The 11951-nt window shown below is 58.1% G+C and carries 11 protein-coding genes and 2 pseudogenes; 10 read left to right on the top strand and 3 right to left on the bottom strand.

Annotated features, from left to right (window positions below):
• Positions 1 to 5: 5 nt before the first annotated feature.
• Both ACR0L4_RS16175 and ACR0L4_RS16170 read left to right on the top strand, forming a co-directional pair.
• Entirely contained in the window at positions 6 to 1052 is a 1047-nt protein-coding gene (locus tag ACR0L4_RS16175; protein ID WP_480514186.1) for an ABC transporter ATP-binding protein, read from the top strand.
• Positions 1049 to 2065, top strand: a complete 1017-nt coding sequence (locus ACR0L4_RS16170) for an endonuclease/exonuclease/phosphatase family protein (protein WP_480514185.1) — start codon at positions 1049 to 1051, stop codon at positions 2063 to 2065. The genes ACR0L4_RS16175 and ACR0L4_RS16170 overlap by 4 nt, the downstream gene beginning before the upstream one ends.
• Positions 2066 to 2160: 95 nt before the next feature.
• On the opposite strand, the gene ACR0L4_RS16165 is transcribed toward ACR0L4_RS16170, so the two are convergent.
• Together ACR0L4_RS16165 and ACR0L4_RS16160 are read right to left on the bottom strand one after the other, a co-directional pair.
• Complete coding sequence (locus ACR0L4_RS16165; protein WP_480514184.1) at positions 2161 to 2454, bottom strand: DUF1330 domain-containing protein; 294 nt, start codon at positions 2452 to 2454, stop codon at positions 2161 to 2163.
• Positions 2447 to 3139, bottom strand: coding sequence for a GntR family transcriptional regulator (locus tag ACR0L4_RS16160; RefSeq protein WP_480514183.1), 693 nt, complete (start codon positions 3137 to 3139; stop codon positions 2447 to 2449). Before ACR0L4_RS16160 ends, ACR0L4_RS16165 begins: the two co-directional genes overlap by 8 nt.
• A gap of 102 nt (positions 3140 to 3241) precedes the next feature.
• Between ACR0L4_RS16160 and ACR0L4_RS16155 the strand changes: the two genes are divergently transcribed.
• The 7 genes from ACR0L4_RS16155 (at position 3242) to ACR0L4_RS16125 (ending at position 11347) form a co-directional block, all read left to right on the top strand.
• On the top strand, positions 3242 to 3844 hold the full coding sequence (locus ACR0L4_RS16155; RefSeq protein ID WP_480514182.1) for an amino acid synthesis family protein: 603 nt from the start codon (positions 3242 to 3244) through the stop codon (positions 3842 to 3844).
• Positions 3816 to 4643, top strand: a complete 828-nt coding sequence (locus tag ACR0L4_RS16150) for an alpha/beta fold hydrolase (RefSeq protein WP_480514181.1) — start codon at positions 3816 to 3818, stop codon at positions 4641 to 4643. Before ACR0L4_RS16155 ends, ACR0L4_RS16150 begins: the two co-directional genes overlap by 29 nt.
• Complete coding sequence (locus ACR0L4_RS16145) at positions 4640 to 5575, top strand: flavin reductase family protein (RefSeq protein WP_480514180.1); 936 nt, start codon at positions 4640 to 4642, stop codon at positions 5573 to 5575. Before ACR0L4_RS16150 ends, ACR0L4_RS16145 begins: the two co-directional genes overlap by 4 nt.
• Positions 5576 to 5581: 6 nt before the next feature.
• Positions 5582 to 6619 carry an LLM class flavin-dependent oxidoreductase gene (locus ACR0L4_RS16140; RefSeq protein WP_480514179.1) on the top strand — a complete coding sequence of 346 codons (1038 nt, stop codon included), beginning with the start codon at positions 5582 to 5584 and terminating at the stop codon, positions 6617 to 6619.
• Between the two features lie 13 nt (positions 6620 to 6632).
• On the top strand, positions 6633 to 8096 hold the full coding sequence (locus ACR0L4_RS16135) for an aldehyde dehydrogenase (RefSeq protein WP_480514178.1): 1464 nt from the start codon (positions 6633 to 6635) through the stop codon (positions 8094 to 8096).
• A 66-nt stretch (positions 8097 to 8162) separates the two neighbouring features.
• Positions 8163 to 9830, top strand: a complete 1668-nt coding sequence (locus ACR0L4_RS16130) for a BCCT family transporter (protein ID WP_480514177.1) — start codon at positions 8163 to 8165, stop codon at positions 9828 to 9830.
• 68 nt (positions 9831 to 9898) lie between these two features.
• Entirely contained in the window at positions 9899 to 11347 is a 1449-nt protein-coding gene (locus ACR0L4_RS16125) for an NAD-dependent succinate-semialdehyde dehydrogenase (RefSeq protein ID WP_480514176.1), read from the top strand.
• Positions 11348 to 11509: 162 nt separating this feature from the next.
• Here ACR0L4_RS16125 and ACR0L4_RS16120 read toward each other — a convergent pair.
• Positions 11510 to 11767: pseudogene (locus ACR0L4_RS16120) on the bottom strand (IS3 family transposase); the annotation flags it as partial.
• On the opposite strand from ACR0L4_RS16120, the pseudogene ACR0L4_RS16115 reads away from it, so the two are divergent.
• Positions 11765 to 11951 (top strand): annotated as a pseudogene (locus ACR0L4_RS16115) (glutamate synthase-related protein); the annotation flags it as partial. The pseudogenes ACR0L4_RS16120 and ACR0L4_RS16115 overlap by 3 nt on opposite strands.

The following is an 11951-nucleotide window of genomic DNA, read 5'->3' as shown; positions in this document are numbered from 1 at the left end:
CGCGCATGGCTCAGGTTTCATTGGAGGGCATCCGCAAGGTCTACCCCAACGGGTTTCAGGCTGTCGAGACAACCAGTTTCACCATTCAGGACGGCGAGTTCGTTGTTCTGGTCGGTCCTTCGGGCTGTGGCAAATCTACCTTGCTGCGGATGATTGCGGGGCTTGAGGATATCACCGAAGGTATTCTTAAAATCGGTGACCGGGTGGTGAATGACGTGGACCCGGCGGATCGCGACATTGCGATGGTGTTCCAGAACTATGCGCTTTATCCGCATATGACCGTTCGCAAAAACATTGGGTATGGGCTGAAAAACCGGGGTACCCCGGCGGCTGAGATCGCAGCAAAAGTCGAAGACGCCGCCAAGATGCTTAACCTGTCGGAATATCTGGACCGCAAGCCAGCGCAACTGTCCGGCGGCCAGCGTCAGCGCGTGGCCATGGGCCGAGCAGTCGTGCGCGATCCTGCATTGTTTTTGTTCGATGAGCCTTTGTCGAACCTTGATGCCAAGCTGCGAAACCAGATGCGGATTGAAATCAAGGCTTTGCAACGCCGCCTCGGGACCACGGCGGTCTACGTGACCCATGATCAGGTCGAAGCGATGACGATGGCCGACCGCATCATCGTGCTGAACGCGGGCAAGATCGAACAGATTGGTACGCCGTCCGAAATCTATCACAATCCCGCTTCAACTTTTGTCGCCTCGTTCATGGGGGCACCACCAATGAATCTGATCGACGCCGAGGCCGCAGACGGCCAAGTTCGTCTCAACGGTTATGACGGGCTGATGCCCGCGCCGCGGGCCGCCAGCGGACGGGTCACGCTGGGGGTGCGCCCCGAAGATGTTGAACTGGACGAAAACGGATCGGTCACGTTCCGGGTCGATATTCTTGAAGAACTGGGCGCCCATCGCTTGTTGCACGGTACAATCGGGGATCAGACATTTACGGTGATGGTCGGCAAGGATCACCCGGCCCAAACCGGTGACACGCGCGTCGCTCTTAAACCTGAGGCTCTGCGTCTGTTCGATGCGGAAACAGGAAAAGTCATTTGATTACAGACGTCGTAGATGCGCTACCCGCTGTGACCCGGGACCAGCGGCAGGAGATTCTGAGCGCGCCCCGTACCTCTGAGACGCATCGTGCTTTATTGTCCGCACTTCCGGCCATGAACGCGCTGCAACTGGGCGGTCAGGGCAATTCAAAACAATTGCCTGCCCAGTTCACTGTTGCCGCCTGGAATGTCGAACGGTGTCTGTTTCCAGAAGATACTGCGGCCCACCTGAACCAGATCGCACCCCAGGTTGTTTTGCTGTCCGAGGTCGATCACGGGATGGCCAGAACGTCCCAACGGCACACAACCGAAGAGATGGCCCGCGTATTGGATATGTCCTACGCCTTTGGGGTCGAGTTTCACGAACTCGATCTGGGAGGGCCTACGGAACGGGCGTTCTGCACCAGCAAGTTCAACGCATGTGGCTGGCATGGCAATGCGATCCTGTCCGCGGCACCCTTTGAACGCACCGCGTTAATTCGTCTGGATGATCACGGCCATTGGTTTACGCCAGATAGCGGTGCGACTGATCCCCAGCAGCCACGCGTCGGTGGCCGGATGGCCATTGCTGCAGTTGTTCCGACACAAAACGGTCCAGTTTGCGTGGTGTCCACACATCTTGAAAGCAACGCTGACGCGGAACACAGGCACAGTCAATTTCAGGTTCTTCTTCAAGCCGTTGACGCGTTTGCGCCCGAAATGCCGATCCTTATCGGGGGCGACCTGAATACAGGAAACCACATCCCACCTGATTTCGACTGGCAAGACGAAACCCTGTTCGGATTAGCGGAAGAGCACGGTTATTCCTGGGAATTTACCGCCCCGGGGTACACAACTCGGCCAAGTTTGATCACACCTCATCCCGATCGAAAAATGAAACTGGATTGGTTGGCTGGTCGAAATCTCGTACCGATCGACACAGGGATTCTGACCTCAATTTCAGATTCCGGTACGCCTCTCTCTGATCATGACTGCGTCTGGAGCACCCTTGGGGTTCCCGACAGTTGCGCCTAGGTGGCGGCTTTGCGAAAAAATGTGCGCGGGGAAGAACGCGCTGCGCTTATCATCTGCGGCACCGGGCAGGGCTTTTCCGGGCGTGAGGGTGGACCTTACAGTCCTTCGATCAATGCAATGTCAGCCGTGCATGCGTTTTCGCGTTTCGCCCGTGCGGCGCGATACTCGTCAGAGGCATAGCACGCTTGGGCGGCTGCAAGGCTGTCAAATTCAATGATCACACGTCGCTGCCAATTTGTGCCTTCAAGGGTTTCCGCCTGACCCCGTGCCAGAAAGCGGGCGCCGAATTTTTGGAAGGCTTCGGGAGCGAGGGCCTGATACCCCTGATAGGCGTCCGGATCGGTGATCGTGACATTTGCGATCCAGTAACCTTTGCGTGGCTCAGTCATCTTTGTTGCTTTCTTCTGCGGCAAACAGACGTTCGGCGATTGCAGTGGTGTCCCTCAGGTGGCGTTCGACTGCGGCGCGCGCAGCCGCGGGGTCGCCGGATGTGATCGCCTCGCAGATATCTTCCATATGGGCAATTCCGGGGCGTTCTCGGTCGGTGGAGGACAAGGTTATCATGCGCAGACGGCTGATCCGCCCATTCAGTCGCTGAACCACGTCCCATGCAATATAGTGTCCGGCGCCGCTAAAAATCTCGGAATAGAAGTCGGATGTGGCGCGAAACAACGCGCCGGGCGTTTTGTCCGAGAACCCACGTCGCAGGGTTTCCAGTGCCTTGCGTATGTCCCGCGCCCGGTCAGGTGTAATATTGCGCGCGCAGTTTTCGGCTGCTGCCGTCTCGAGCATACGACGAATATCGTAGATTTGGCGGGCGTCGTCCCAACTCATGACGGCAACAATCGGGCCCCGACCGGGTAGGATTTCAACCAGCCCCTCGGCTTCCAGATAGCGGATCGTCTCGCGGATCACGGTTCTGCTGACGCCCAGCTGATCGCAAAGTGGACGTTCCACAAGCCTTTGGCCTGGCTGGAAAACACCTTCGATAATTGCCTCTCGCATGCGCTCCTGAACCATGTCTCGCAGGGTCGCGGGCGGGTGATCGATCTTTGTCAATTTTGGTGCGCTCATGCGGGTCTAGTTATCGGGTCAGGTGGTTTTCTACAAGGTATGATTGACATGTAGTATGATGGTATACCATATTCCCGATTGTCGAATCGCAAGGAAAGAATCATGCCCGCTGAAATCCGGAAAACCCTGCTGCATGTGGAAAACACCCTGATCGAAGGGGGTAAGGTCGCAGAAACGCCGCTGAAGATGATCGCTGCTGTTGCGGTCATCAGAAACCCTTGGGCCGGACGTGGTTTCGTAGAAGATCTTAAGCCCGGGATTCACGATTGTGCGCCGGGTCTGGGCAAGATGCTGACTGACATGGTGCTGGAGGCCGCAGGGGGTGGCGACAAAGTCGAAGGCTACGGCAAAGCGGCGATAGTTGGGGTGAATGGCGAGGTCGAACATGGCTCGGCCCTGATCCACACTCTGCGTTTCGGCAATTTCTACCGTGAGGCCGTGGGCGCAAAGTCCTATTTGGCTTTCACCAACACGCGCGGCCCGGCGAATGCGTCCATGCAAATCCCGCTGATGGACAAGAACGACGGGGGGCGCCGCAGCCACTATCTGACCATTCAGTTGCAAGTGGCAGATGCGCCTGCGCCGGATGAGATCGCAATTGCGCTGGGGGCATCCATTGGTGGTCGCCCGCATCACCGTATCGGTGATCGGTATCAGGATCTCAAGGAACTGGGTCATGACGTCGACAACCCTGCAGCTGTCTGAGCCTTTTGGGCAGGTTTCGTATTGCGAGGCCGGGCTGTCCCATGTTGGCAAGGCCGCGCCGGTAGTGTTGATCCACGGGGTCGGCATGCAATCGGCCGCCTGGGGTCCGCAGATCGATGACCTTTCGAAAACGCATCACGTGATCGCGCTGGATATGCCGGGGCACGGCAAGAGCGACCGGATTCCGCTCGGCTCGGACCTGCCTGATTTTCTGGACTGGTTGCTGGCAGTTCTGGACGCGCTTGACCTTGAGCGCGTCTGCCTTGCGGGCCACTCCATGGGTGCATTGATTGCGGGCGGTTTCGCCGTCTGCTGCCCGCACCGCGTCGAGCGCGTGGCATTGTTGAACGGTGTGTTCTGCCGTGATCAGATCGCCAGACAATCCGTGATCGAGCGGGCTGAACTGATCGGCACCGGGTCTTTTGATCTGGAAACGCCTCTGCGCCGCTGGTTCGGTGACAGCCCGATTGAACAAGCGGCCCGCGACGACGTTGCCGGTTGGCTGTCGCAAGTTGATATCGAAGGCTATGCAACGGCCTACGGAGCCTTTGCACGTGGCGATGCGCTATATTCTGATGGGTTTGACAAGATCAAATGCCCATTGTTGGCACTGACAGGAGACGGCGACCCGAACTCGACACCGGCGATGTCGCAGGCGATGGCGGACGCCGCACCGCTTGGACAGGCCGTCATCATCAAGAACCACCGGCATATGGTAAACCTGACAGCACCGGACGCGGTCAACGCCGCGTTGACGGACTGGTTGCACACGCCATCTGAACAGGGCGAACTGACATGATTGAATTTGACCCAAACACACTCAGCAATCCGCGCGCACTGCGCAACGCCTTTGGATCCTTCATGACTGGCGTGACCGTAGTAACGTCTCATGACGCGGCGGGCGAACCTCTGGGTTTCACCGCGAACTCTTTCACATCGGTCTCGCTCGAGCCGCCCTTGGTTCTGGTTTGTCTGGCCAATACGTCCAGCAACTACGAGATCTTCGCCAAAACCCCGAAATTCGCCATCAATATTCTGTCCGAGGCACAGATCGAGGTATCCAATACTTTCGCCCGCCCGGTTGAGGATCGCTTTGCAACCGTTGACTGGCAGACCGGACCGCATGGTTCACCCATTCTAGAGGGTGTGTCCGCGTGGTTCGACTGTGCCATGCATAAGACCGTCGATGCCGGCGATCACCTGATCCTGATCGGTGAGGTCAAGGCCTTCAATCAGGATATTGCGCCGGGCCTGGGCTATGCCCGTGGCGCTTATGTGACCCCGGCGGCTGAAGCCGATGCGCTTAGCAAACGGTCCGAGTTGGTGGTCTCTGCTCTGATCGAGCGGGATGGCAAGATCCTGTTGCATGACGATGGCAACGGCCATCTGACCATTCCAAAAACAGAAGACGTCTCGGGCGGCGCAAATGCAGCGCTGACTCAGCTCATCAGTGACACCGGCATCAATGCCGAGCCCGGGTTCATATACTCTGTTTTTCAAGATGAAGCGCGCAAGCAACAACACATCTCATTCCTGTGTCAGGCCGATAGCGGTGCGCCAGCAAACGGGGTTTTTACCGAGATCACGCCATCCACATTGATGGATGTCTCGGATCCGGCGATCTGCACGATGCTGGAACGGTTTGCGGCGGAAAGCCAGATCGGGAACTTTGGGGTGTACTACGGCAATGAGGTGAGTGGTCATGTCAAACCGCTCACCGTGGGGAGCTAACAGGTTATGAAATTCTCACTCTTTGCGCACATGGAACGGATCTCGGAAGATCAGGATCAGAAGCAGTTGTATGACGAGTTCATCCAACTGTGCAAAATTGCCGACGATGGCGGGATGCATTCGGTCTGGACCGGCGAACATCACGGGATGAACTTCACCATCGCGCCGAACCCGTTCCTGAACCTTGTCGATGTGGCGCGTCACACCAAGAACGTGCGCCTGGGCACAGGGACGGTCATCGCGCCGTTCTGGCATCCGATCCGGCTGGCGGGCGAGGCGGCGATGACCGATATCATTACCGAGGGCCGTCTGGATCTGGGTATTGCACGTGGCGCCTACAGTTTTGAGTACGAACGCATCATGCCCGGCATGGACGCGTGGGAAGCAGGCCAGCGGATGCGTGAACTGATCCCCGCCGTTCAAAACCTGTGGGAAGGTGACTATGCGCACGAAGGCGAGTTTTACCAGTTCCCCAAAACCACGTCGGCCCCGCAACCCGCTCAGAAAGAGGGTCCCCCCATCTGGGTGGCGGCGCGGGATCCCAACAGCCACGAATTTGCGGTGTCGAACGGGTGCCACGTCCAGGTAACACCGCTGTGGAACGGCGATGATGAAGTCAAAAGTCTTATCACCAAGTTCAACGACGCCTGTGCCAAGTTTCCCAACGTGTCGCGACCCAAGATCATGTTGCTGATGCACACGTATGTTGCCTCGGACGATGCAGATGTAAAACAGGCCGCGGTCGAGCTGAACCGGTTCTACAACTATTTCGGCGCCTGGTTCATGAACAAGCGCGAGATTACGCAAGGCCTGATCGAACCGCTGAGTGACGAAGATATCGCCGCGCATCCGTTCTATACGCCGGACAACATGGAACGTGATCTGGTCATCGGAACGGCCAATACCGTGATCGACCGCCTGCGCGGCTACGAGGCGCTCGGCTATGATGAATATTCGTTCTGGATCGACTCCAGCATGCCCTTCGAGCGCAAGAAAGCCTCGCTTGAGCGGTTCATCAAAGATGTCATGCCGGCGTTTCAATAAAGGGTGCCGTAAAATGCAGCAGTTTCAACAGTATATCGATGGTGCGTTCTCGGACGGCGCGGCGCAGTTCCACAGCCTGAACCCGGCCACGGGTGCGGCTTGGGCAAAGATGCCCGATGCAAGCGGGGACGACGTAAATCAGGCTGTTGACGCAGCAGAACGTGCGTTTTTCTCGCCCGAATGGGCGCAAATGACCGCAACAGCGCGGGGCAAGCTGTTGTCCAGACTGGCAGATCTTGTGTCCGAGAATGCGCCACGTCTGGCCGAGCTTGAGACCCGCGATACCGGCAAGATCATTCGTGAGACCTCGGCTCAGATCGCGTATGTGGCCGAATATTACCGTTACTACGCCGGTTTGGCGGACAAGATCGAAGGTGCCCATCTGCCCATCGACAAACCGGATATGGAGGTCTGGTTGCGCCGGGACCCCATCGGTGTTGTGGCGGCGGTTGTGCCGTGGAACTCGCAACTGTTCCTGTCGGCGGTCAAAATCGGCCCTGCATTGGCCGCAGGCTGCACGGTCGTGCTAAAAGCCTCGGAAGAGGGGCCGGCACCGATGCTGGAATTTGCCCGCATCTTCGATCAGGCCGGGTTCCCCAAAGGCGTGCTGAACATCATCACTGGCGGGCCGGTTGCCGGAGCAACGCTGACCAGTCATCCAAAAGTCGCGCATGTCGCCTTTACCGGCGGGCCCGAAACAGCGCGCCACATCGTGCGCAACTCGGCCGAGAACCTGGCCTCGACCTCTTTGGAGCTGGGTGGTAAGTCTCCGTTTATCGTGTTCGAAGACGCCGATATCGAAAGTGCCGTGAACGCGCAGGTTTCGGGGATTTTCGCAGCCACAGGTCAAAGCTGTGTGGCCGGGTCGCGCCTCGTGGTGCATGCCTCGATAAAGGACGAATTCCTTGTCCGTCTGAAGGAGAAAGCCGAGGCGGTCGTGATCGGCACCCCCGACGACATGGCAACCGAGGTTGGCCCGCTTTGTACGCAACGCCAGCGGGACCTCGCGGTGGACCTGATCACGCGTTCTGTGGCGCAAGGGGCCAAGCTGATAACCGGTGGGCGACCGATTGACGGCGACGGGTTCTACTTTCCGCCGACCATTCTGGATTGTTCCGACGCGCCTGATGCGGACAGCCTGACCAACGAGTTCTTCGGCCCGGTCCTGTCGGTTGTCTCGTTCGAAACTGAAGCCCAGGCCATTGCCATCGCAAACAACACGCAGTTTGGGTTGGCCTCGGGCTTGTTCACGCAGAACCTGACGCGGGCCCATCGCATGATCCGCGCCATTCGCGCGGGGATCGTTTGGGTCAATACCTACCGTGCCGTCAGCCCCATCGCACCGTTTGGAGGCCACGGTTTGTCGGGTCATGGTCGTGAAGGCGGCCTGCAAGCGGCTCTTGACTACACCAAGATCAAATCGGTCTGGCTGCGTACAAGCGACGATCCGATCCCGGATCCGTTCGTCATGCGCTGACGCAAGCTTTCTGGCTGCGTGCAAGGATACGCAGCGCGTTCGTCTATCAATGGGAGGAAAACGAACATGGCTGGAATACAGGCCCCTAAAAATGGTGGCCACATGGTGTCGGAAAAGGGGGTTTTCAAAGGGCTGCACAATGGGATGAGCATCGCGTCCAAAGCGATGGTTGCGGCCTTTGTCCTCTTTACGATTCTCAATGTCGACTTTGCCAGCAGCGTCTATCGTGGCGTGCGTTCGTGGGTCGAGGGGGCGCTGAGCTGGTACTATATCAGTTCGGTCGTCATCCTGTTCTTCGTCTGCCTGTTCCTGATGTTCAGCCGGTTTGGCTCGCTCCGGTTGGGGGATGATGACAGTCGTCCGGAATTCAGCAACTTCTCATGGTTTGCAATGTTGTTTTCGGCGGGGGTGTCGATCGGCATCCTGTTCTTCGGGATCGCCGAGCCATTGTTCTACTTCGACAATTCGGCAGGCTGGGGGTATCCTAACAACCCGTTCGCGGACTCGGCCGGACACACCGATATGAACGTGCAACGTGCGGTGGATGCGGTCGTGGTCACGAATTTCCATTGGGGTCTGCATGGCTGGGCGATCTACACCATGACCGGTCTGGCCTTGGGGTATTTCGCATTCCGCAAAAAGCTGCCTCTGACCTTCCGGTCGGCGCTGTATCCGATCCTGGGAGACCGCATCTATGGCCCGGCGGGTCATGCGGTAGACCTGCTGGCTGTGTTCGGAACGGTGTTTGGAATCGCGACGTCGATGGGTTTGGGTGTGACGCAGATGGCCGAGGGGCTGAATGTGCTGTTCAATACCGGAACGGGTACGACGCTGAAGGTCGCGCTTGTCATCGGGATTTCGATTGTCGCCACGCTGTCTGCTGTTTCGGGCATTGGCAAAGGCATCCGCATCTTGTCGGAGTGGAACATCATCCTGTCGATCCTTCTGGTTTTGTTTTTTCTGTTCGCAGGTCCGACGCAGTGGCTGATCGGCTTCTTCATGAATGCAGTAGGCGATTATGCAACCGGCCTGTGGTCGATGGGTTTCTGGACGGCGTCCGAGCCTGGTGACGTTGCGTGGCAGGGTGGCTGGACCATCTTCTACTGGGGCTGGTGGCTGAGCTGGGCGCCTTTTGTCGGCATGTTCGTGGCGCGCATATCGAAAGGCCGGACCATCCGTGAATTCATGCTGGGCGCGATGTTTGTTCCCACCACGATGGCCTTCATCTGGATTTCGATCTTTGGTGGCAACGCTCTGTTCATCGAACTGAACGCCGCAGGCGGTGTCGGCACTGCGGGACTGATTGAAATGGTTAATGGCTGGAACCTGGGAGGTACGCTGTACGGCACCATCGAAATGCTGGCGGTCAATGGCACACTGTCGTGGATAGTCTCGGCGCTGGCCACGTTCTTGCTGGCCACGTGGTTCATTACCAGCTCGGATTCAGGCACGCTGGTCGTGACCACGATCCTGTCCATGGGCAACGCGCACCCGCCCAAGCTGCATCGCGTCATCTGGGGTGCTGCGCAGGGTCTGGTGGCCGCAGTTCTTCTGATTGCGGGCGGTCTGGCGGCGTTGCAGACCGCAGCCATCGCGGCGGCGTTGCCGATCTCGGTCCTTGTCGTTCTGATGGCCTGGGGTGTGATCAAGTCACTGATCGAGGACAGTTCAGCGGCACCGACGCCCGCTGCGGCGCCGGATGGCACCGCAATCGACGGTGATCTGCACGCCTAACCCCCATCCAAACCAAGACATACGGGCGAGACCAGTCTCGCCCGTTTTCATTCTGACCGGAGACACCGATGCTGCCTTTGAACCGATCCGACCTTTTGATCGACGCCGCCTATCTAAACGGAAACTGGGTTCAGCGCGACACCCGCTTTGACGTGACCAATCCCTCGACCGGTCAGGTCTTGGCGTGGGTTGCGGATTGTTCCGCAACCGATGCGCACGCGGCGATCGAAGCGGCTGAACAGGCGCAAAAGGACTGGGCGCGGCGCACTGGTAAAGAACGGGCAGCGATCCTGCGCAAATGGTTCGATCTGATGGTCGCTCATGTTGACGATCTGGCAGCGATCCTGACGGCAGAGATGGGCAAACCGTTGGCCGAAGCCAAGGGCGAAATCCTTTACGGGGCCAGTTTTGTTGAATGGTTCGGCGAAGAGGCTAAGCGCGTCTACGGCGATACCATACCAGGCCACCAGCGTGACAAACGCATTGTGGTCATCAAGCAACCCGTTGGGGTGGTCGGGGCGATCACACCTTGGAATTTCCCCAACGCAATGATTGCCCGCAAAGTCGCCCCGGCATTGGCTGCGGGGTGCGCCATGGTGGTCAAACCCGCCGCTGAAACACCTCTGTCCGCGCTGGCCATGGCGCGACTGGGGGAAGAGGCAGGTATCCCACCCGGAGTGTTGTCCGTGGTCACGTCCACGGACGGGGTGGGGATCGGCAAAGTCTTTTGCGAGAACCCGATCATGCGCAAGATCAGCTTCACGGGATCGACCCACGTGGGCAAGATCCTGATGGAGCAGGGGGCGGCGCAAATTAAAAAACTCTCGCTGGAGCTGGGGGGCAACGCGCCCTTCATCGTGTGTGACGATGCTGATCTGGACAAGGCGGTTGAAGGGGCGATCCTCTCGAAATTCAGAAATGCGGGCCAGACCTGCGTGTGTACCAACCGGCTATACGTGCAGGACGGCGTACATGATGCGTTTGTCGAACGATTCAGCGCCGCTGTGTCTTTGCTGCCCGTGGGCGATGGGTTTGCAGAAGGCTCAGCGATCGGGCCTTTGATAACTTCTGCTGCGGTTTCAAAAGTGCGTGAGCATATTGAGGATGCCATCGCCAAGGGCGGCAAGGTGGTTGCCGGTGGCACGGATCACGAGTTGGGAGGGACATTCTTTCAACCGACGGTCATCACCGGCGCGACCTCGGATATGGCGGTTTCGCGCGAAGAGACCTTTGGGCCATTGGCTCCGGTGTTTCGCTTTTCGGACGTATCAGAGGCAATTGCGGCAGCGAATGATACCGAGTTTGGCCTGGCCTCTTATGTCTACACTCGGAACCTGTCACAGGTGTGGCGTTTCATGGAAGAACTGGAATACGGAATGGTTGGCATCAATACCGGCCATATCTCGACCGAAGTGGCCCCGTTTGGTGGGATCAAGGAAAGCGGCCAGGGGCGTGAAGGGTCCAAGTATGGGATCGAGGACTATCTCGAGTTAAAATACTGTTGTTTGGGTCTTTGAAGATCTACTTTTTCGGCCCCGAACCCCAGCTGTGTTCAGGGCCGTTTCATATCAAGCATCGCACGTGAAACGGCCGCACCTGGTGGTTCGATCACCGACGTGACCCATGCCATCCGACATACGGAAAGGGACGCTACGGTAGCAAGTTCGTCTTGCCCCGTTTCAGTGGACGGTTTGAAAGGACCCGGCTGACCGATCTTCGAAGTCAGCTGGACTTACGTTGCCAAGATATCCATGGCGACGCTTTCGATTGTAGAACACTTCAATATACTCGAACAGGTCGGCACGTGCTTCATCTCTTGTGCTGTAGCGTACGCGGTTTACACGTTCGCGTTTGAGAACGCCGAAGGAGCTTTCGACGACGGCGTTGTCATAGCAATTCGCTGCCGCACTCATGCTGCATTCGATGCCATGCCGGGCATGAGTTTCGGCGCTTTGTCGGGCCCCGCGAAAGAAGCGCTGGGGCGCGGTGCCTCGATGGCCGGGACATCCACCACGACCGGGGATGGCGGGATGACGCCCGAGGAACGCGGCCATTCCTCCAAACTGGTCTATCAGTACCTGCCGTCGCGCTATGGGATGAACCCCAATGACCTGCGCAAGG

This window comes from Ruegeria sp. AB5 (assembly GCF_056542645.1).
This window is presented reverse-complemented; position numbering and strand designations above follow the sequence as displayed.